Annotated in this window: 18 protein-coding genes and 1 pseudogene; 8 read left to right on the top strand and 11 right to left on the bottom strand. The window is 72.3% G+C overall.

What is annotated here, in order from left to right:
* Nucleotides 1-12 precede the first annotated feature (12 nt).
* Nucleotides 13-921, top strand: coding sequence for a Sir2 family NAD-dependent protein deacetylase (locus tag ACNHYB_RS12880; RefSeq protein WP_418275737.1), 909 nt, complete (start codon nucleotides 13-15; stop codon nucleotides 919-921).
* Between the two features lie 26 nt (nucleotides 922-947).
* Here the strand turns inward: ACNHYB_RS12880 and ACNHYB_RS12875 are convergent, their stop codons facing one another.
* The 4 genes from ACNHYB_RS12875 to ACNHYB_RS12860 form a co-directional block, all read right to left on the bottom strand.
* Nucleotides 948-2,030, bottom strand: a complete 1,083-nt coding sequence (locus ACNHYB_RS12875) for a DUF4097 family beta strand repeat-containing protein (RefSeq protein WP_418275736.1) — start codon at nucleotides 2,028-2,030, stop codon at nucleotides 948-950.
* A complete protein-coding gene (locus tag ACNHYB_RS12870; RefSeq protein ID WP_418275734.1) occupies nucleotides 2,027-2,686 on the bottom strand; it encodes a response regulator in 660 nt (219 codons plus the stop codon). Before ACNHYB_RS12870 ends, ACNHYB_RS12875 begins: the two co-directional genes overlap by 4 nt.
* The gene (locus ACNHYB_RS12865) at nucleotides 2,674-4,068 is read right to left on the bottom strand and encodes a histidine kinase (RefSeq protein WP_418275733.1); all 1,395 of its coding nucleotides are present in this window, start codon (nucleotides 4,066-4,068) and stop codon (nucleotides 2,674-2,676) included. Before ACNHYB_RS12865 ends, ACNHYB_RS12870 begins: the two co-directional genes overlap by 13 nt.
* Before the next feature lie 121 nt (nucleotides 4,069-4,189).
* Nucleotides 4,190-4,621, bottom strand: coding sequence for a nucleoside deaminase (locus ACNHYB_RS12860; protein WP_418278050.1), 432 nt, complete (start codon nucleotides 4,619-4,621; stop codon nucleotides 4,190-4,192).
* A gap of 328 nt (nucleotides 4,622-4,949) precedes the next feature.
* Between ACNHYB_RS12860 and ACNHYB_RS12855 the strand changes: the two genes are divergently transcribed.
* Both ACNHYB_RS12855 and upp read left to right on the top strand, forming a co-directional pair.
* On the top strand, nucleotides 4,950-6,677 hold the full coding sequence (locus ACNHYB_RS12855; RefSeq protein WP_418275732.1) for a hypothetical protein: 1,728 nt from the start codon (nucleotides 4,950-4,952) through the stop codon (nucleotides 6,675-6,677).
* Between the two features lie 92 nt (nucleotides 6,678-6,769).
* Entirely contained in the window at nucleotides 6,770-7,405 is a 636-nt protein-coding gene (gene upp, locus ACNHYB_RS12850) for a uracil phosphoribosyltransferase (RefSeq protein ID WP_418275731.1), read from the top strand.
* 10 nt (nucleotides 7,406-7,415) lie between these two features.
* On the opposite strand, the gene ACNHYB_RS12845 is transcribed toward upp, so the two are convergent.
* Complete coding sequence (locus ACNHYB_RS12845; protein ID WP_418275730.1) at nucleotides 7,416-11,543, bottom strand: sigma-70 family RNA polymerase sigma factor; 4,128 nt, start codon at nucleotides 11,541-11,543, stop codon at nucleotides 7,416-7,418.
* 406 nt (nucleotides 11,544-11,949) lie between these two features.
* On the opposite strand from ACNHYB_RS12845, the gene ACNHYB_RS12840 reads away from it, so the two are divergent.
* Nucleotides 11,950-12,489, top strand: coding sequence for a hypothetical protein (locus tag ACNHYB_RS12840; protein ID WP_418275728.1), 540 nt, complete (start codon nucleotides 11,950-11,952; stop codon nucleotides 12,487-12,489).
* Between the two features lie 122 nt (nucleotides 12,490-12,611).
* On the opposite strand, the gene ACNHYB_RS12835 is transcribed toward ACNHYB_RS12840, so the two are convergent.
* The 5 genes from ACNHYB_RS12835 to dnaK form a co-directional block, all read right to left on the bottom strand.
* A complete protein-coding gene (locus ACNHYB_RS12835; protein WP_418275727.1) occupies nucleotides 12,612-12,920 on the bottom strand; it encodes a DUF1540 domain-containing protein in 309 nt (102 codons plus the stop codon).
* A gap of 166 nt (nucleotides 12,921-13,086) precedes the next feature.
* Nucleotides 13,087-13,551, bottom strand: coding sequence for a heat shock protein transcriptional repressor HspR (locus ACNHYB_RS12830; RefSeq protein WP_418275726.1), 465 nt, complete (start codon nucleotides 13,549-13,551; stop codon nucleotides 13,087-13,089).
* Between the two features lie 64 nt (nucleotides 13,552-13,615).
* Complete coding sequence (locus ACNHYB_RS12825; RefSeq protein WP_418275725.1) at nucleotides 13,616-14,611, bottom strand: DnaJ C-terminal domain-containing protein; 996 nt, start codon at nucleotides 14,609-14,611, stop codon at nucleotides 13,616-13,618.
* 75 nt (nucleotides 14,612-14,686) lie between these two features.
* On the bottom strand, nucleotides 14,687-15,442 hold the full coding sequence (grpE, locus tag ACNHYB_RS12820) for a nucleotide exchange factor GrpE (RefSeq protein ID WP_418275724.1): 756 nt from the start codon (nucleotides 15,440-15,442) through the stop codon (nucleotides 14,687-14,689).
* Complete coding sequence (gene dnaK / locus ACNHYB_RS12815) at nucleotides 15,336-17,216, bottom strand: molecular chaperone DnaK (protein ID WP_418275723.1); 1,881 nt, start codon at nucleotides 17,214-17,216, stop codon at nucleotides 15,336-15,338. Before dnaK ends, grpE begins: the two co-directional genes overlap by 107 nt.
* Nucleotides 17,217-17,464: 248 nt before the next feature.
* On the opposite strand from dnaK, the gene ACNHYB_RS12810 reads away from it, so the two are divergent.
* The 4 genes and pseudogenes from ACNHYB_RS12810 to ACNHYB_RS12795 all read left to right on the top strand — a co-directional run.
* On the top strand, nucleotides 17,465-18,202 hold the full coding sequence (locus ACNHYB_RS12810) for a TnsA-like heteromeric transposase endonuclease subunit (RefSeq protein ID WP_418275722.1): 738 nt from the start codon (nucleotides 17,465-17,467) through the stop codon (nucleotides 18,200-18,202).
* The gene (locus ACNHYB_RS12805; RefSeq protein WP_418275721.1) at nucleotides 18,199-18,498 is read left to right on the top strand and encodes a hypothetical protein; all 300 of its coding nucleotides are present in this window, start codon (nucleotides 18,199-18,201) and stop codon (nucleotides 18,496-18,498) included. The genes ACNHYB_RS12810 and ACNHYB_RS12805 overlap by 4 nt, the downstream gene beginning before the upstream one ends.
* A gap of 50 nt (nucleotides 18,499-18,548) precedes the next feature.
* A complete protein-coding gene (locus ACNHYB_RS12800; RefSeq protein WP_418275720.1) occupies nucleotides 18,549-18,836 on the top strand; it encodes a transposase in 288 nt (95 codons plus the stop codon).
* A pseudogene (locus tag ACNHYB_RS12795) lies at nucleotides 18,833-19,420 on the top strand (DDE-type integrase/transposase/recombinase); the annotation flags it as partial. The gene ACNHYB_RS12800 and the pseudogene ACNHYB_RS12795, both read left to right, overlap by 4 nt.
* Nucleotides 19,421-19,439: 19 nt before the next feature.
* Here the strand turns inward: ACNHYB_RS12795 and ACNHYB_RS12790 are convergent.
* Entirely contained in the window at nucleotides 19,440-20,789 is a 1,350-nt protein-coding gene (locus ACNHYB_RS12790; protein WP_418278049.1) for an IS30 family transposase, read from the bottom strand.
* Between the last annotated feature and the right edge of the window lie 26 nt (nucleotides 20,790-20,815).

Below are 20,815 nucleotides of genomic sequence, written 5' to 3'. Positions count from 1 at the left end.
TACCCTCGAGGAGTGCAACCCGTCGTGCGTCCCGTCGCCCCCACGTACCAGGAGCGTCACTGGTCCCTGCCACCGGACGCGGTCGTGGCCCACGGCACCGTCGAGGACGCCGCCCGTGCGCTGGAGGGCCGCACGCTCACCGTGCTCACCGGCGCCGGGATCTCCACCGACTCCGGCATCCCGGACTACCGCTCCCCCGACTCCCCGCCGCGCAACCCGATGACCTACCAGCAGTTCGTGAGCGACGACGCGTTCCGGCGGCACTACTGGGCCCGCAACCACGTGGGCTGGCAGCACGTGCGCCGCACCCACCCCAACGCCGGCCACCGGGCGCTCGTCGACCTGGAGGCGCGCGGGATCCTGCGCGGCGTCATCACCCAGAACGTCGACCTGCTGCACGAGGACGCCGGCTCCCGCACCGTCATCGACCTGCACGGACGCTACGACCGCGTCATCTGCCTGCAGTGCTCCCGCGTGATCTCCCGCGAGCACCTGGCCGAACGCCTCGACGCCCTCAACCCGGGGTTCGTGGAGTCCGTGCTGGAGGGCGGCACCACGGTCGCGGACATCGAGGTCGCCCCGGACGCCGACGCCGTCGTCGAGCGCACCTCCCACTTCCGGCCCGCGGACTGCGAGTTCTGCGGCGGCGTCCTCAAGCCGGAGATCGTCTACTTCGGGGAGAACGTGCCGCGCGACCGCGTGCAGCGGGCGTTCGACCTGGTCGACTCCGCCGACGCGCTGCTCGTGGCCGGCACGTCCCTGACGGTGATGAGCGGGCTGCGGTTCGTGCGCCACGCCGCCAAGGCGGGGATGCCCGTGGTGATCGTCAACCGGGGCGTCACCCGGGGTGACGCGCTGGCCACCGTCAAGGTCGAGGCCGGCGTCACCGAGACGCTGGTGGAGCTCGCCGACCTGCTCTGACGCCGCACGTCTCCGAGCGCGCCAGGTCAGGGCGCGAGGTACGCGACGTCCCCGTTGGAGCTGTGGATCTCCACCGTCCTCGTCGCCGCCGGGTCGGTCGGCCCCTCGACGACCTGCTCGCCGTTCGACGTGTCGATGGTCAGCGCCACCGGTTCCCCGTCGCCCACCACGGTGACCCGACCGTTGGAGGTCCTCGCGAAGACGTCGCCCGCCACCGCCGCCACGTCGACGGACCCGTTGCTGGACCGCGCGTCCGTCGACCCGCCGACGTCGCGCACCTCGACGTCGCCGTTCGACGTCCTGACCACGGCCCGGTCGCCCACCTGCGCGACCTCGATCCGACCGTTGGACGACTGCGCCTCCAGGCGTCCGCTCACCCCGGAGACCTCGATGTCGCCGTTCGACGAGCGCGTCACCGCGTCGCCGGCGACACCCCGCACCTCGACGTCGCCGTTCGACGACCGGGCCCGCACGTCACCGTCGACGTCCTCGGCCCGCACGCGACCGTTCGAGGTGTCGATGTCCGTGTCACCCACCGGCCCGGCGGCCAGCACGTCGCCGTTCGAGGTCCGCACCGTCACCTCGGTCCCCGCCGGGACGACGGCGTGCAGCCGCCCCGAGCACGTCCACGACACCAGGCCCGCCCACGCCGGGCACTCGTTGGTCAGGACGAGGTGGTCGCCGCCCACCTCCTGCCGGGAGTAGGCCGGTGTCGCCAGCCCGCCGCGGGACTCGACGTCGACCTCGACACCGGTGGCGTCCTCGGCCGCACGGACCGTCACCTCACCGTCCGCGACCAGCTCGAGGTGCTGCGTCGCATCGAAGGACTCCTGGCGGTGCTCGGTGCCGCTGAGCGCCAGGTCCACCAGGTGCACGCCACCCCACAGGGCGCCGAGCACCGCGACCGTCACGCCGACGACGAGGAGCACCCGCCCCGCACCGCTGCGGCCTCCCGTCGGCGCAGGGCCCGCGGCCTCACCCGTCGAGCCGGACGGCGGCACCGTGGACTGCGGCGCTGCGGACTGCGGCGGGGTCGTGGGGTGCGGCGGGGTCGTGGGGTGCGAGGACGATGCCGTACCGGCCCGGTCGAGGGGCTGGGTGTCGTTCATCGCAGGTCTCCGTTCAGGTCGAGCCAGCGCAGCACCGCGAGCACGCGCCGATGGGTGTCGGCGTCGGGCGGGAGCCCCAGCTTGGTGAGGATGTTCGTGACGTGCTTCTCGACGGCGGGCAGCCCGACGACGAGCCGCTCGGCGATCGCCGCGTTGGACAGCCCTTCGGCCATGAGCGCCAGCACCTCGCGCTCGCGGCGGGTCAGACCCCCCAGGTCGCTGCGCGACCGGGCCAGGACCTGCGAGACCACCTCGGGATCGAGGACCGTCCCGCCGGAGGCGACCCGGTCGACGGCGGCGAGGAACTCCTCGACGTCGGCCACGCGGTCCTTGAGCACGTAGCCCAGGCCCCGCGTCCCGGCGGCGAACAGCTCGGCGGCGTAGCGCTGCTCCACGTACTGGGACAGCACCAGCACGGGCAGGTCGGGGTGCACGGAGCGCAGGTGGACGGCGGCCCTCAGGCCTTCGTCGGTGTGCGACGGCGGCATCCGGACGTCGGTGACGAGGAGGTCGGGGAGCTCCGCTCCGTCCCGGGACAGCGCGGCGACCATCGGCTCCGCGGTGCGGTACGTGGCCACCCCGTGCCCCTCGGAGCGGAGCAGCCGGGCGAGGCCGTCGAGCAGGAGGACCGAGTCCTCGGCGATCACGATGCGCACGGCACCTCCACGGTCAGTCGGGTGCCGGCGCCGGCCGGGCTGGTCAGGTCGAACGTGCCGTCGAGCGCGGCGACGCGCCCGCGCAGGCCGGCCAGGCCGCTGCCGGCACGGGGTTCGGCCCCACCGGCGCCGTCGTCGACCACCTCGATGCGCAGCCGCCCGGCGGCGTCCGTCCCCTCGGGTCCGGTGTCCCCGTCGGCCGGGCCGGTCACGACGGCGCGCACGACGGCGTGCTGCGCGGCCGCGTGCCGGGCGACGTTGGTCAACGCCTCGGCGACGACGAAGTAGGCGGCGGCCTGCGCCGTCGCGCCGGCCCGTTCGAGACCCGGACCGGCCTCGACGCGCACGGGCACGGGGCTGCGGGCGGCGAGCGCCGACAGTGCGGCGTCGAGCCCGCGGTCGGCGAGCACGGCGGGATGGATGCCGCGCACGAGGTCGCGCAGCTCGGCCAGGGTCTCCTTGACCTCGTGGTGGGCGTGCTCCAGCGCGACGACGGCGGCGCCGGGGTCGCGCTCGGCCTCCCGCCGGGCGGTGCCGAGCGCGACGCCGAGGGCGACGAGGCGCTGCTGGGCGCCGTCGTGCAGGTCGCGCTCGATGCGGCGTCGTTCGGTGTCGGCGGCCTCGAGGGCTGCGGTGCGGGTCTCGGTGAGGACGTCGGCGCGCCGGCGGGCCGTCTCGGCGGCGGTCTCGGCGGCGCGCGCCTCGGCGGCGGCGGCACGTGCCTGCCGTTCGGCGGCCTGCTGGGCGGCGCGCGCCTCGGCGTCGGCGGGCGGTCCGAGCATGGCTCGCGCGAGAGCGACCGTGACGAGGTTGCCGGTCTGGGCGGCGAGCGCGGCGGTCCAGACCAGGACGACGGCGGCGGGGACGGCGAGCAGGCCGAGCGGGTCCGCGTCGGTCAGGGCGCGGACGCCCAGCACGACGGCGGCGACGGCGCCGGCCATCAGCTCCACGACGACGGCGAACAGCAGCGAGTAGGCCAGGTAGGCGACCATCAGGTAGGCGACGGCGAGCCAGCTCCGCGCGTCCGCGAGCTGTGCCCACGTCCACGACCACCAGCCGGGCCGCGCCGGGACCCGGCGGGCGGGCGCCGGGACGACGACGCCGGTCTGCGCGGCGATCCGGCGGCGTTCGAGGGCGACGAACCCTCGGGTGAGCGCGAGCGTGGGCGGCAGCAGCAGCAGTCCGAGCCCGAGCGCGGGCACGAGCCCGGCCGCGGTGACGACCAGGACCCACACCGGGATTCCCACGAGCAGCCAGATCCAGCCGACGACCACCTGGGCGATCCCGTCGTAGGTGGCGGACGCCCAGGGCGCGCGACGCAGGTCGCGCAGGGTCGTCAGTGCCGGCGCGACGCGGGCGGTCGTGGGCGGGTGGGTCGTCATGCCCTCGACACTACGGAGCGGCGGGCGGGCACGACATGCGGTGCGCCCACCTCCTCGGGGTAGGGCCTGCCCTACCCTCGGCCCGGCGCGGCCCGGCGCTGCGACCGGCGGTCCCGGCGGGTCAGCGCCGTGCGGCGAAGAAGTCCTGCAGGACGGCGGCGCACTCGTCCGCGCGGACGTCACCGATGACCTCGACGGCGTGCAGGGAACGCTGGTCGCGTACGAGGTCCCACACGGACCCGGTGGCGCCGGCCTTCGGGTCCCAGGCGCCGAGCACCAGCCGGTCGACGCGGGCCGCGACGAGCGCGCCCGCGCACATGACGCACGGTTCGAGGGTCACCACGAGCGTGCAGCCCTCGAGACGCCAGCGCCCCCAGGACGCCGCGGCCTGGCGCAGCGCGAGGACCTCGGCGTGCGCCGTGGGGTCCCCGGTCAGCTCGCGCCGGTTGCGCCCGACGCCGAGGAGCCGCCCGTCCGGGGAGACGACGACGGCGCCGACGGGGACGTCGTCGGAGGCGAGCGCGTGCGTCGCCTCGTGCAGCGCGAGCCCCATGAGGTGGCGCCAGACGGCGTGGCGCCCGCTGATCGTCGCGGGCGGGAAGGTGCCGTCGGCCCAGGGCAGCGCGAGGCCTCGTTCCTTGTCGGCCACGCCCACCACCTCTGTTCCGGTCCGGCATCGGCGGGTCCGGACGGACCCGTGCAGGGACAGCGTAGGGACGATGCGGGGCCCCTGCCGGACGTCGACGATCGTGACCAATATTTCTGACATGCCGTTCTTCTGTACTTTTTCACCCCGAACTGCTGGGATGGCTTCCGTCCCCCGCTGTCTCCGTCGGGCGCCGTGCCGGTGCTCGCACCCGTCGAAGGGAATCACCCCCACCGTGAAGAGGATCCTGGCGGCCGTCGCGACCGCGACGCTCGCCCTCGGAGGGCTCGTCGCCACCGCGACGACCGCCGCCGCCCACACCCCGAACGTCGACGCGACCTGTGGTGCCCTGTCGATCAACCTGACCCAGTACTCCGACCGCGGCGGGAACGCGAACACCGTGAAGGTCGTCGTCGACGGTGAGACGCTGCTGGCCGAGTCCTTCGGTCGCTCCATCGAGCGCAGCTTCTCCCTCACCAAGGACGAGAAGCACGAGTGGAGCGTCGTCGTCGACGCCGTGGACGGCAGCCGCTACGACGCGAAGAAGCGCGGCACCATCAAGCCCTGCGTCGAGGGCTCCACGGAGCAGAAGGTCGAGACGGCCTTCTACGTGTACCCCAAGCTCGACGCCGACAAGCCGGCGGCCTGGGCGAACTCGGGCTACCAGACCCTCATCGCGACGCGCGACGGCGGCGAGTTCTGGGAGACCCTGCCGGAGAACTACCCCGGCGACCTGTTCGACGTCGCGGACCTGCCCGCCGACGTCTGCGAGGGATCGTGGGGCGTCCAGCAGGACGTCGTCGGGATCCACCGTGGCTTCGACTGGGCCGACTACCAGCACATCACCTACCCCAAGGGTCCGTACTTCGAGAAGCTCGTGCGGCACCGCCACAGCGAGCTGGCCGACCTCCTGCCCGAGTGCGGGGAGGACGCCGGGGAGCCCGTCACCCTGCCCGCCCCGTCGCCGGTCGAGGTCTGCGACGCCGAGAACAGCGTGACGCTGCCCGAGACCGAGGACGCCGCGTACACCGAGGAGTGGAACGACGAGCGCACCCAGGTGACCGTCACCGCGACCCCGGCCGAGGGCGTCGTCCTCGCCCCCGACACCGTCACCGAGTGGACCTTCGAGTTCACCGGTGAGATCTGCGAGACCGAGCCCGTCGTCGTCACCCCCGAGGCGCCGCAGGTGACCGACCTGTGCGGCGTGGAGAACGACGGCCTGGTCGTCCCGGCGAACACCGACGAGATCACCTACTCCTCGGTCGACGAGGGCGTCCTCGCGACGGCCGCCGAGGGCGCCACCCTGGGCGAGCTGCCCGAGGGCTTCACCTCCGTGGACGCGTCCACGGCCCTCTTCGCGGTGGACGAGTCCGCCTTCACCGACGAGGCCTGCGGTCTGATCCCCGGCGACATCGCCGCGGTGTGCGAGTCCGACGTCCCCTACCTCGCCTACGCCGTGAGCCTGCCCGAGGGTGTCGAGGTGGACGGCGACTCCCCGCTGACCGTCACCTTCCTCAACCCGGACGGCGAGAACCACGTCACGACCGACCTCCCGCTCGAGGGTCGTCTCCTGTGGCCGGGCGCCTCGGCCACCGAGCCGCTGCAGTGGCCGGGCTGGGAGCTCGTCGACGGCGAGTACGTCGAGACGGACGGCAACTTCGCGTGGACGCGTGACGGCGTCCAGGTCCTCTTCGAGGTGAACCCGGACTACTCCACCGTCGTGGAGTACCCGGAGGCCACCGCCGACTGCGCCAACCCGCCGTCGGACGTGCGCCTCGCCGCCCAGGAGACCGCGGTCGACGCCACGGGCGACGACGTGGCGGACGCCGACGTGGCCGCCCAGACGGCCGCCGAGCTGCCGCGCACCGGCGCGACGGTCGGCATCGCCGCCGGCGTGGCCGCTCTGCTCGTGGCTGCGGGCGTGACGCTGTTCCTGGTGCGTCGCCGCCTCGCGCAGCGCTGAGTCACCCGTGAGCCGCTGAGCGGCTGACCACGACGGGCCCGGCACGGAAGCTCTCCGTGCCGGGCCCGTCGTCGTCCCGGTACCGTGGCACCATGCGCCTTCACGTCGCCGACCACCCGCTGGTGGCCCACAAGCTCTCCGTCCTGCGCGACAGGACCACGCCGTCGCCGGTCTTCCGCCAGCTCGTCGACGAGCTGGTCACCCTGCTCGCCTACGAGGCGACCCGGCACGTGCGGGTCGAGCCCACCGAGGTGACCACGCCGGTCACCACGACGACGGGCGTGACGATGAGCTCACCGAACCCGATCGTCATCCCCATCCTGCGCGCCGGCCTCGGGATGCTCGACGGCATGACCCGGCTGCTGCCGACCGCCGAGGTCGGGTTCCTCGGCCTGCAGCGCGACGAGGAGACGTTCGAGGCCGTCACGTACGCGAACCGGCTCCCCGACGACCTGACGGACCGGCAGGTGTTCCTGCTGGACCCGATGCTGGCCACCGGCGGCACCCTCGTCGCCGCGATCGACTACGTGCTGGAACGCGGCGCCCACGACGTCACCGCCGTCTGCCTGCTGGCCGCCCCCGAGGGCATCCAGGTCGTGCAGGAGTCCGTGGGGGACCGCGTGGACGTGCAGGTGGTCGTCGCCGCCGTCGACGAGCGCCTCAACGACAAGAAGTACATCGTGCCGGGCCTGGGGGACGCCGGGGACCGCCTCTACGGCGTCGTCTGACCGACCGTCGTCAGCGGTACTCGCAGAGCGAGAGCTTCTCCCACTCGCGCCACTGGCCGTTCCAGCGGCCGTCCTTCCACCAGCGTGCTCCGTCGCCCTCGGCGGCGGCGCCCTCCGGCGGGGTCCCCGACCAGCCCTGGTACCGGAAGGCGTACCCGTTCCAGGAGCGCACGTCGCCGGCCTGGTACTCGGTCCCCCAGGCGATGCGCTCGGCGCACCACCCGGACTCGGCGGCGGTGAACGTGCCCGTCTCCAGGGTGGTCGACCAGGTGCGGGTCTTCACCGTGTACGACGCGCCCTGTCGGCCGTCGACGCGGGGGCCCTCGACCGTCCGGGTCTCACCGGCCGGCACCTTGGTCGACTCGTCCAGGCCGTGCGGCCCGATCACCTGGAACGTGACCGGCACCGTGGACCGCGTGTTGTCCAGCACGACGCCGACCTTGCGCCAGGACGTCACGTAGGCGTCGTACCGGTCCGTCTGGACCTCGCCGTCGTCGATCCGCGCCCGCGGGTCGACGACGACGCAGCGGACGCGGTCGTGGTCGACGACCTTCTCGACGGTGAACTCGGTGCCCTCGATGCTCCGCGAGAGCTTCACGGTGACGCTGCCCGACCTCAGCCACGCCTTGCCGGCACCGCCGGTGAACCCGGCCGAGCCACCGCCGCTCAGCGTCGTCGACCCGAGCCTCTCGTCGCCCCGCTCGACGACGGCCCGCCAGGTCCGACCGCCGGAGTTGACGACGTCGACCGCGAGCGACGCCACGCCGTCCGTGCACTGCGGTGCTGTGGAGACGGTGACCGATCCCGGCCATCCCGGGCTCTGCGCGCAGGAGCCGAAGCCCACGTCCAGGGTGCGCAGGTCGCGTCCGTCCGCCGTGACCGTCCCGGTGCGGGTACCCCAGGGCACCTGCACCTCGACGGTCTTCTTCTCGCCGGCGCCGAGCGTGACCCGCACCGGGTCCCCGCCGGCCCGCACGACGAACGCGACCGGCAGCGTGGACCCGGAGTTGTCCAGCGGCACCGTGAAGGCGCGCGTCGAGGTCTCCTGCGACGCGTCGTACGTGCACTCGCCCGCACGGTCGGCCTGCCCGGCGGCGGGGGCGATCGTGGCGCCGCGGTAGGTGGCGGTGGGGGTGGTCGCGGGCACCACGCCGGCCGAGGGCTGGTCGCCGTCGAAGTCCGTGACCCACCGGAACAGGTCGAACGTCACCGACCCGGCGTCGAGGGCGGTCTTGTCGGTGGTGATGCCGAACGTCAGGGTCTCCCCGCCGCCGAGGCGCGCCGCACCGGACCGGTCACCGGCAGCGGACATCGACGCCTGCATCGGCTCGCTGCCCTGGTTGGTGATGGTGCCCTCGACCCGCACCCGGCCGCCGTCGTTGACGACCTCGGCCGACGACTCGACCTTCCAGCTCGGGGAGTAGCACTCGGCCTGCTCGTGCCGGCCGCCCAGGACGTCTCGCTCGTACGTCGTGCCGGCGACGCTCGTCGAGACGTTCCACGTGACGGTCCCGCCCGGGACCCGCAGGCCGTCGGGGACGACGACGGTGACCGCGTCGCCCGGTGCGAGCGGCTCCCCCGCGGACGCCCAGCTCCCGGCGGCCCCCATGCGCACGCGCAGGGTGAGCGCGGTCTGGTTGCGGTAGGTGCTCGTCACGACGGCGTCGGCGACCCCGACGCCACCGGTCGCGGCGCAGGACGCGGCGGCGGGTCCGCCGCCCGAGGCCGCACCCGCCCACGCCCGGCCGACCGAGACGGTGGCCGCGGAGCGCAGGGCGGGCTGGTCGTCCGGCAGCACCGGGACGACCGCGAGCTCGTAGTCGCCCTCGGAGGTCGTCCCGTCGGCGACGACGGTGGCGACACCGGCGACCGAGGCTCCCGGGGCGAGCTCGGCGCCCGTGCAGCGCCAGACGTTCGTGCCGGAGTCCTTCGCGGTGGCGTCGGTCTCGCAGGCGAGGTCGCCGGTGATCGACTGCGGCACGAGCCCGGCGGGCACCCGCACGCGGGTCTCCCAGCCGGAGGCGGCGGGACGGTCGCCGGTGTTCTGGACGCGGAAGGTGACGTCGGCGCGTCCGGGGTTGACGACGGCGGCGACGGCGCCGGTGGTCGCCGTCAGCTCGGAACCGAAGTAGGCGACCTGCGCGGAGGGCAGCGTGGCGGTCCGCGGTTCGACGCCGTCCGCCCAGGTCTTCACCGCGACGTCGTACGAGCCGCCCGCGTCGGCCCTGACGGGGACCGTCACGGTGCGCGTCGCTCCCGGCTCCAGGGTGCCGATGCGGCAGAGCGCCTGGGCCGCGACGTCGGTGGGCGTGCACGGCAGGGTCGTCACGTCGAGCGGTGCCGCGGCCGAGGAGCCGCCCGCCGTGGAGCCGCCGGTGGAGGATCCACCCGCCGAGGACCCGCCGGCTGACGTCCCAGAGGTCGAGGAGCCCGGGGTCGAGGCGGCGGGAGCCGCGGAGCCTCCGTACGACGCCGTCCTCGCGACCCGCATGCCGGTCGGAAGGTCGACACGCACCAGGGTGTCGTGCGCCGTCGTGCCGCCGGAGTTGGACACCGTGAGGTCGATCCCCTCGGCGACGCGGGGCTGCAGGACGTCGCCCGCGTCGGCCACGCTGACACCGACGGCCGCCGGCGCCGGGACCGCCACGGCCCGCACGACGTCGGGGTCGACGAGCGCGGGCACGTTGGCCGGGTTGGTCGGGTCGGCGCTCGGCTCGGGCGCGGGCGAGGCGGTGGGGGTGGGCAGCACCGCCTCCTCGGAGGGGAACTGTGCGGCTTCGGCGGCCGGCGGGGCCGCCGGGGGCTCGGCGGGCTCCCCGCCGCCCATGGCGCCGAGCATGGTGACGACGCCGACTGTCGCGGCGGCCACGGCGCCGGTGGAGGCGGCCACCGTCACCCCGGAGATGCCTGCGGTGCTGGTGGCGAGCACCGCGGTGGTCGCCACGGAGGTGGCCGTCGACGCCGTCGCGGCGGTCGCGGTCGTCGCGGTGGCGGCGGTGGCCATCGTCGCGGCGCTTCCCGCGGTGGCGGCCGTACCAGCCGCACCGCCCGCCGCAGCGCCTCCGGCCGCAGCACCTCCGGCGGCGGCACCGCCCGCGGCGGTCCCGCCGGCCGTCGCACCGGCACCCACCGTGGCGCCCGCCCCTGCCGTGGTCCCGACCCCGGCACCCGCACCGGCACCGGCACCAGTGAACGCGCCGCTCGCACCCGCTCCGACGGTCCCGGCACCGGTCGCGGTACCCACGCCTCCGGCGGCGGTCCCCGCTGCCCCGGCGGCACCCGCCGCGGCGCCCGCACCGGCTCCTCCGGCGCCCAGCACGGCCGCACCGAGCGGGAGTGCGCCCAGCAGTGCCAGCCCGGCGATGCCGACCACCAACGGGGCGATCACGGTGCGCATCCCGTGCGCGACGTCGCCCAGCTCCAGGACGAGGGTGCGGCACCCGCCGCAGTCCTCCAGGTGCTTGTCGACCTTGCCGATCTCCCGTCGCGACAGGCTGCCGCGCACGTACCCGCCCAGCAGCGGGTTGACGGTGCGGCAGGTGTCCGCGGGCTCGGCGGTCAGGTGCTCCTGGAGGTAGCCGACGCGCAGGCCTTCGCGCGCCCGGTAGGCGAGCGCGGAGACCCCGTTCGCCGTCAGCCCGAGGATGGGGGCGACGTCCGCCGGGGACATGCCCTCGACCTCGGTGTACCAGAGCACCGCCTGCCAGCGTTCGGGCAGCCCCTCGTAGGCACGGGCCACGACCGAGCTCTCGAAGCCCGCCAGGGCAGGGTCCTCCGGTGACGACGAGGGGCCGAGCGCCAGCTCGAACGTGCCGTCGTCGTCGGTGGGGCGCAACCGCCGCGCGCCCTTGGCCAGGTCGGCGGCGAGCCGGCGCACCACGGTGAACAGGTAGGCGCGGAAGTGGGTGTCGGGCCCGTTGCCCTGCTGCAGGACGCCGAGCACACGGTGGAAGGCCTCGGCCACGACGTCGTCGGCGTCGCTCTCGCTGCGCACGTACTGGCGGGCGAGCGCCTTGGCTGCGGCGGCGTGGCGGGCGTACAGGGCTCCGTAGGCGTCGAGGCTGCCGCTGCGCACCTCAAGGATCAGCTCGCCGTCGCTGGGAGCTGATCCGTCCGAACCTACGTAGACGTCGGTCACGCCTTTCCCGCTTCTCGTGCCGTCAGTCGTCCCGACGCCAGATCGGTGCGGGACGGCGCTACTCTACTGGCCCCCAGGACGACTCGCGTCAGGGCCGACCGGGTGAAAGTCTGGTCAGAACGTTTCACCCGCACCCGGATGCCGGAAATCGCGTCATAGTCGTACCTCATGGGAGTCTCAACAGCATGACCACGCCGACCGGTGGCCCTCCTGCCACCAGCACCCGCGAACGCTGGCGCGCCGCCAGCCTCACGGAAGTCTGGCTGCGCCCGGGCGACTGGTACCACCCTGCCGTCGACGCCGTCGTCGAGGCGATCATCGACGGCCGCTCCCCGAGGCTCCTGCCCACCGACTCGGGTGCGCGCGCAGCTCGGCGGGCATCGGCCTGGACGAGACCCTCGAGGACGTGGCCTGCCTCTACCGTTCCGTCGGCGCCCCCGTGGACGTCGACGTGGTGCGCGGCGCCGCCCTGGGCTGGGTGCAGGGGCGCGAGCGCGAGCCGTCGCTGGCCGGCGTCCGCGACCCGGCGACGGGCCTGCCGACGGCGGACTACCTGAGCGAGCGCCTGCGCGAGACGTACGGACGCACGGAGGGGACGTGCCAGTCCGTGGCCGACTCCCACTGCCTGGTGGTCATCGACGTCGCCATCGACGACCTCGACGCCTGGCAGCGGATGGCGCGTGCGGCGTCGGTGGGACGCACCCTGGAGCAGGTCTTCGGGCCCGGGCACCCGATGGCGTCGCTGAGCGACGGCGTGTTCGCCGTCCTGTGCGAGCGGACCCCGGACGTGGCGCGGTTGTCGCAGTCGGTGCGCCGGATCGTGGAGCGCAACGCGCAGATCCTCGGCGTCGCGGACACGATGCGCCGTCCGGTCCGGGTGTGGATGGAGCGGCTGCCCGCCACGCACGGCAGCGCCGTGGACCTGCTCGAGCACCTGCGTCGCTGAGCGCGACCGCGCGACGCCGCCACCACCCGCGGGCCGCGGGTCACCGGCCACGAACGTCGAAGAGCCCGGACGGATGGATCCGTCCGGGCTCTTCGTGATCGTGCGGTCTGCCGCTGCGGGACTCAGGAGGTCTGGAAGGTCAGGCAGTCGGCGTGGTCGGTGCTCTGCGGGCCGGAGCCGACGCGGATCGAGCTCGCGGCGCACTCGAGGCCTTCGTTGTGGACGCAGTCCTGCCGCTGGCAGGCGCCGACGTGGGCGACCACCTTGTCCAGGCCGCCCTTGGTGCCGAGCGGGATGAACGTCGCGCAGGCGGCGTCGCCGGGGACCCCGCCGATGGTGACGGCACCGGCGTGGCAGTCGTGGTCGTGGTTGTAGCCGCAGCCCTCCACCGAACACTCGGTGACCTCGGGCATCTCCATCAGGGTCGACATGTTCGCTCCTCGGGTCGGTACTCGTCGTGACGGCAACTCGTCGTGACCGATGACACCACAATAGGCGCGAATTCGAATCCTGCCTAGGCAGGATATGCTAACCCGAAAGAATTAAGGAAAGCCTTACCGCACAGAATTTGAGTTACGAAACATCGCCATTTCGTAATTATTCGTGCTCTCGGTGCGGCGACGGCCGCCACAGCACCAGCGCCCCGGCGGACTCCCGCCGCGCCTCGATCTCGAACCGCAGGTCGGTCCGGTTCACCCGGCGGCCGAGCGGGACGGCGACCACGTCGCCCCTGGTCCCGGCCGCGAACACCCGGCCGTCGGCCTGCCGGCGCTCGGCGATGAGCCCGGCCAGCTCGGCCAGCCGGTGCTCCAGCACGGACACGTGCTGCTCGAGCTCGAGGATCCGTTTGATGCCGGCGAGGTTGATGCCCTCGTCCTGCGCGAGCCGCTGCACCTCGAGCAGGCGCGCGACGTCGCGACGCGAATAGCGCCGTCCACGGCCCCGCGTGCGGCGCGGGACGACCAGCCCGAGCCGGTCGTACTGCCGCAGCGTCTGCGGGTGCATCCCGGCGAGCTCGGCCGCCTGGGAGATCGTGAGCACGGGAACGTCGTCCGTGGCCATGCCGACCTCCTTCCCGACGTCCTTCCTGGTGCGAGGCTACTGCGGGGCCTGCGCGCTGCCGGCGCTACCGCGCCGCGCGCTCGGCCAGACCGGCCCGCACGTCCTCGCCGTCCACCTCCGCGGCGAACTCCTCCAGCGCCTTCTTCTGCGCGCGGCTCAGCTTCTGCGGGACCGCCACCTGCACGGTCACCAGCAGGTCGCCGGGATGCTTCGCCGGGACCCCTCGGCCCTTGACCCGCAGGGTCCGGCCAGACGGCGTCCCGGACGGGACCTTGAGCCGCACCGTCTCACCGGACAGCGTCGGCACCTCGACCGTCGTGCCCAGCGCCGCCTCGGCGAACGTGACGGGCAGCGTCATGCGCAGGTTGTTCCCGTCGGCGCTGAACACCGGGTGCGGCTCCACGCTGATCTTGATGAGCAGGTCGCCGGCCGGTCCGCCGTTGACACCCGGGCGGCCCCGGCCGCGCAGCCGGATCTTCTGCCCCTCGTGCACACCGGCGGGGATGCGCGCGGTGAGGTCCTTGCCGTCCACGGTCAGCTCGACCGTGGTGCCCTGCACCGCCGCGCGGAACGACAGCGAGGCCTTGTGCTCGATGTCGGCGCCCTTGCGCTGCTGCGGTCCGCCGAACCCGGCGGGACGCCGTCCGGCACCGCCGCCGAACATCTGCCCGAGGATGTCCTCGAAGCCACCGGGCTGCTGGTACTGCACGCGAGGACCGCCCGGCCCGCCGGCGCGGCCGGTGCCGCCGCCGAACATGGAGCCGAAGACGTCCTCGAAGCCCGCGGGCCCGCCACCGGGCCCGCCGGCGAACCGGGCGCCACCGCCCGCCATCGACCGGATCGCGTCGTACTGCTGCTTCTGCTCGGTGTCGGACAAGACGGCGTACGCCTCGCCGATCTCCTTGAAGCGCGCCTCGGCGGCGTCGTCCCCCGGGTTCTGGTCCGGGTGGTACTGGCGCGCCAGCTTGCGGTACGCCTTCTTGATCTCCGCCTGGTCGGCGTCCTTGGAGATGCCGAGCGCGGCGTAGAAGTCCTTCTCGATCCAGTCCTGACCGGTCATGACACCTCTCTGCTCCCTGGGAAGTACGGGTGGGGTCCGGGCCTCGTGCGCGAGACCCGGACCCCACCCCTGCCGTCACTCGGGGCCGACGACGCCCACGCGGGCGGCTCGGACCACCTTGTCACCGATGCGGTAGCCCGGCTCGACCACCAGGTTCACCGTGGTGGACGCGGCCTCCGGGTCGGTGCTGTGCATGAGGGCCTCGTGCACCGTCGGGTCGAACTCCTCCCCGACGGTGCCGAACCGCTCGACGCCGAACTTCGTCAGCGACGCGTCGAGCTTCTCCGCGATGGCGGCCATCGGCCCGGAGAGCTCGTCGTGCTGCCTGGCGCGCTCGATGTCGTCCAGCACCGGCAGCAGCGCGGCCAGCACGTCCTGCGTGCCCCGGGTCCGCGCGGCCTCCTGGTCGCGCAGGGCCCGGTTGCGGTAGTTCGTGAAGCTCGCCCGCTCACGCTGCAGGGCGTCGAGGTGCTCGGCGGCCTGTGCCTTGGCGGTCAGCAGCTCCGAGTCCTCGGCGGCCTCGCCCTCCGGGGCGAAGTCGAGCGCCTCCAGCGGGTCCGACGTCGCGGACGCGTCGGCGTCCTGCTCGGCCGGGGTGCCGACGTCGGGGGCGTCGCGCTTCTCGCCCGAGGTGGGGTCGACCTTGCGCTTGTCCGTGAAGTGGAAGGGGGAGTCCCCGAGCCGCCCTCGGGCTGCTCGGGGGTTCCCTTGGTCTCGTCCGCCGTCACTTGCGGTCCTTGTCGTCCTCGTCGTCCACGATCTCGGCGTCGACGACGTCCTCGTCGGAGCTCTCCGGCTCCGGCGTGGCGCCGCCCGTCGCGCCCTCGGCACCGGCGTCCGCACCGGCGGACTGCTCCGCCGCGTACAGCGCCTCACCGATCTTCTGCGAGGAGGCCCCGAGCTTCTCGTAGGCGGCCTTCACCGCGTCCGCGTCGTCGCCCTCGAGCGCCGTCTTGACGGCCGCGACGTCCGCCTCGACCTCGGAGACGACGTCGGCGGGGAGCTTGTCGCGGTTGTCCGCGACCTGCTTCTCCATCGAGTAGGCGAAAGACTCCGCCTGGTTGCGGGTCTCGGCCTCCTCGCGACGCTTCTTGTCCTCCTCGGCGTGCTCCTCGGCCTCCTTCACCATGCGGTCGATGTCCTCCTTGGGCAGGGCGGAACCGCCGGTGATCTTCATCGACTGCTCGGTCCCCGTGCCGCGGTCCTTGGCGGACACGTGCACGATGCCGTTCGCGTCGATGTCGAAGGTGACCTCGACCTGCGGCACGCCGCGGGGGGCCGGGGCGATGCCCGTGAGCTCGAACGTGCCCAGCGGCTTGTTGTCCCGGGTGAACTCGCGCTCGCCCTGGAACACCTGGATCGCCACCGACGGCTGGTTGTCCTCGGCCGTGGAGAAGATCTCGCTGCGCTTGGTCGGGATGGCCGTGTTGCGCTCGATGAGCTTCGTCATCACGCCACCCTTGGTCTCGATGCCGAGGGACAGCGGGGTGACGTCGATGAGCAGCACGTCCTTGCGCTCACCTCCGATGACACCGGCCTGCAGGGCGGCGCCGACGGCGACGACCTCGTCCGGGTTGACGCCCTTGTTGGGCTCCTTGCCACCGGTGAGCTCGCGCACGACGTCGGTCACGGCCGGCATGCGGGTGGAACCACCGACGAGCACGACGTGGTCGATCTCCGAGACCGACACGCCCGCGTCGCGGATGACCGCGTGGAACGGCGCCTTGGTCCGGTCGATCAGGTCCTGCGTCATCTGCTGGAACTGGGCGCGGGTCAGCTTCTCGTCCAGGTGGACGGGGCCGTTCTCGCTCATCGAGAGGTACTGCATCGAGATGTTGGTGCTGGTCGCGGACGACAGCTCCTTCTTGGCCTGCTCGGCCGCCTCGCGCAGACGCTGCAGGGCGATCTTGTCCTTGGACAGGTCGACGCCCGCGGTGTTCTTCACCTGCTTGATGAGGTGCTCGACGACGCGCTGGTCCCAGTCGTCACCACCGAGGCGGTTGTCACCGGAGGTGGCGCGCACCTGGATCGTGGAGAAGTCGTCCTCGTCCTTGCCCACCTCGAGCAGGGAGACGTCGAACGTGCCGCCACCGAGGTCGAAGACGAGGATGAGCTCGTCCTCCTTGCCGCGGTCCAGGCCGTAGGCCAGCGCGGCGGCGGTGGGCTCGTTGACGATGCGCTGCACGTTGAGTCCGGCGATCTGGCCGGCGTCCTTCGTGGCCTGGCGCTCGGCGTCGTTGAAGTACGCCGGGACCGTGATGACCGCGTCGGTGACGGGCTCGCCCAGGTACTCCTCGGCGTCGCGCTTGAGCTTGCCGAGCACGCGGGCGCTGATCTCCTGCGCGGAGTACTTCTTGTCGTCGATCTGGGTGGACCAGTCGGTGCCCATGTGGCGCTTGACCGAGCTGATCGTGCGGTCGACGTTGGTGACGGCCTGGCGCTTGGCCACCTCGCCGACGAGGACCTCACCGGTCTTGGAGAACGCCACGACCGACGGGGTGGTGCGCGCGCCCTCGGCGTTCGCGATGACGGTGGGCTCGCCGCCCTCCAGGACGGCGACCACCGAGTTGGTGGTTCCGAGGTCGATACCGACTGCTCGAGCCATGTTGGCGCTCCTTCGTGATGGGGGTTGAGTCGTCTGCACTCAACTTAGGACGCGACCCGGAGCATGTCCAGTCGAGACGCTCAAAGTTGAGTCCACCTGGCTCAACCTCGGCGCAGAGACGGATATTCCTGCAAGTGAGGCGCCCCGTTCGCCCTGAGCGATGCCGGTGTAGGTTCGCGTTGAACCTGTCATATTTAGCGTTACCGTGTCATGGTCGTGGCATATTTCGCGTTAGCGTGTCATCGGGCATGATGCGGCTTGTGACCGTTTCGTCCACTCTTCGTGCTACCTACGTCGACGGCGACGGCGTGGAACGCTCGGCGCCTCTCGACTCGATCGATGCTCGGCAGGTCGCCGACGGCCTGCCTGTCCGGATGCCGCCCTCGTACGTCGGCCAGAGGCACTACCCCGGGCACTTTTGGTCGTCGACCATGGGACGCCACGTCGTCTACGAGAGCCTCCTCGAGAGGGACTGGTTGTGGACTGCCGACTTCGACCCCTCCGTCGTCAGGATCGCCGCTCAGCCCATCCTGATCGAAGGATTTGATGGTGCCGCCAAGCGCACTCGGTTTCCAGACTTCATGTGTCTCGCGGTCGACGGCCGCGTGCACGTCGTCGATGTCAAAGCGCCGCAGGCTCTGAGCAAGCCCGAGGTCACGACGGCGCTCGATTGGACCCGGCGAGTGATCGAGGAGCGCGGCTGGTCCTACGAAGTTTGGACCGGGGCGAGTCGGACAGTGCTCCGCAACATCCAGATGATCGCCGCAGGTCGCCTGTCTTGGGTGTGCGACGAGCAGTCACTTGAGGTGGTCGTCCGCGAGGCCCGTTCCACGACAACGATCGAGGAGCTTGAGCGCCGCCTGCTGTCGCAGCCGGACCTCACGTCGCTACCGCGGCTCGCCATCCTTGCCGCCCTGTGGAAGGGCCGCCTTCGCTGCGACATGACAGTCCCGCTGGCGAGGTCCAGCTGGATCGGGGTGGCATGAACGCTCCGAAGACGACGCGGATGCAGATCGGCGGGCAAGTCTGGTGGGAAGGGGCGTACTGGGAGCTGTGCGCCCTCGGTGAAGGCCGCGCGACCCTGAAGCGAGGCGGCAGCACCGCATCTGTCTCGGTCAACCGACTCGCTCAGCTGACGATCGACGCTGCACCACCGTCCGACGACGACACCGACGACGTGACCGACTCTGCACTGTCACTGTCGATGGTGCCAAAGACCGAGCGAGCCCGAATCGAACGGTTGACGGGCGTCATCGTGGAACTGGGACTGCTGCACGGATAGGTGACACCTGACCTGTGGTGCCTGCGGGTGCTGTTGGAAGGATGTGTCCCGTGCCCAGACCCCATCCGAAGGAGTTCCGCGACGACGTCGTGGCGATCGCCCGCCAGGGCGAGACTCCGATCAAGCAGATCGCGAAGGACTTCGGCATCTCCGAGTCGTGCCTGCGCAACTGGCTGCATGCCGCTGACGTCGAGGACGGTGCCAAGCCCGGCGTGACGAGGTCCGAGTCGGCCGAGCTGCGCGATCTCAAGCGTCGCAACAAGCTCCTCGAGCAGGAGAACGAGGTGCTGCGCCGCGCGGCGGCGTACTTCGCCCAGGCGCACCTGCCGGGAAAATGAGCTACCCGCTCGTCCGAGAGCTCGCCGAAGACGGGATCCCCGTCGCGGTGACGTGCCGGGTCCTCAACCTTGCCCGCCAGCCGTACTACCGGTGGCTCGCCGCACCGGTCAGCGCCCGTGAGCTGGCCCAGGCGCATCTCGCCAACACCCTGTTCGACGCCCACCGCGATGACCCGGAGTACGGGTACCGGCTGCTGGCAGACGAGGCCCGCGAGGCGGGCCATGTCGCGTGCGACCGCACGATGTGGCGGGTCTGCCGCGACGGGCGCTGGTGGAGCGTGTTCGGCAAGAAGCGGTCGAAGAACGGCAAGAGGCCCGGCCCGCCCGCGCACGACGACCTCGTCCAGCGGAACTTCACCGCGGCCGCGCCGAACGAGCTGTGGCTGACCGACATCACCGAGCACCCCACCAGCACCGGCAAGGTCTACCTCTGCGCGATCAAGGACGTCTACTCCAACCGGATCGTGGGCTACTCCATCAGCGACCGCATGAAGTCCTGTCTGGCCGTCGCCGCGCTGGAGAACGCCGTCGCCAGACGGACCGTGGAGGGCCGCGCGGTGGCCGGCTGCATCGTCCACTCCGACAGGGGCAGCCAAGGCGGATTCAACTGGTCGTCGCAACACGTTGCTGTTCCAGGGATAGTAGGTGCTCGTTCCAGGCTTCGGCGGGGGTACGCCAGCCGAGTCTCTTGCGGGGGCGAGTGTTCAGAGCGTGAGCGACGGCCTGGAGGTCGTCCGGTCTCCACCGGGCGAGGTCGGTGCCCTTGGGGAAGTACTGGCGCAGCAGCCCGTTGGTGTTCTCGTTCGTTCCGCGCTGCCAAGGGCTGCGGGGGTCGGCGAAGTAGACCTTCAGGCCGGTGTCGATGGTGAACTGCGCGTGGGCCGACATCTCCTTACCGCGGTCCCAAGTCAGTGACCGCTTCAGATCGTCAGGCATCGATGCCAGCGCCGCCGCCAACGCCTTGTTCATCGAGATGGCGCCGTAGCCCGAGAGCGAGACCCCGTTCTTGACGATGGGCTGCTCGCGCCACCCGACCTCTCGCGGTAGATGGACGAGCGTCGTGAAGCCTGTTGTGCGCTCGACGACGGTCCCGATCGCTGACCTGTTGATCCCGATGATCAGATCGCCCTCGTGGTGACCTGGAACGGCCCGGTCGTCTGCCTCTGCGGGCCGCTCGCTGATCAGGACGTCGGGGGTGACGTGCGCCCAGGCCGCCCGCTTGGAGCGGGCGCGAGGCATGCGCAGTGCCCGCCCGGTGCGCAGGCAGAGGATGAGTTCGCGCTTGAGCGCGCCCCTGGCCTCGATGAACAGGGCCTGGTAGATCGCCTCGTGGCTGATCCGCATGGACTCATCATCGGGGTGGTCGATCTTGAGCCGGTGCGAGATCTGCTCGGGGCTCCACGCGTTGACCCACCGGCGATCTTGACGGTGCGGCTTGTTCAGCCCCTTCCACTCCCGCACGGTCGGACCGGGCACGATCACACCGTTCGGCAGGCGGATCTGTCCGGCGAGGCGTTCCTCGACGTACTTCCGTAGCTCGGGGTTCGTCGCGAGCTTTGCGGCCTTGGGCCGGCGGGCGTACAGCTCCGCCTTCCACTGCGCCACCGACGCCCGGTACTCGACCTTGCCGCCGCGGGTTGCCGCGTTGCGGCGTAGCTCCCTCGAGACCGTCGACGGGCTCCGCCCGAGCGCGCCGGCGATCTCGCGAACGCCCTTGCCGAGCGCGTTGAGGATCGCGATCTCCTCTCGCTCTGCGAACGACAGATACCGGCCCGACGGGGCAGGCCAGGAGTACGGCGTCATCCCGCCAGCGTGGCGGAACCACCGCTGCCCCACGGCCTGCGCCACACCCACGGCTTCTGCGGCCTCCCGCGGCAGCTTCCCGGTGGCGACCTCATCCCAGAACGCGCGCTCCACCGCGCGCTGATGGCCCGGATGTCCCGGAGACCGCATCGGCCCCCGCTTGGCCACCTCCGTCA

Origin of the sequence: Isoptericola jiangsuensis (genome assembly GCF_048320105.1) — a bacterium.
Lineage (GTDB): Bacteria > Actinomycetota > Actinomycetes > Actinomycetales > Cellulomonadaceae > Isoptericola > Isoptericola jiangsuensis_A.
Note: the sequence above shows the minus strand (reverse complement) of the source record. Positions and strands in the feature narration are given on the sequence as shown.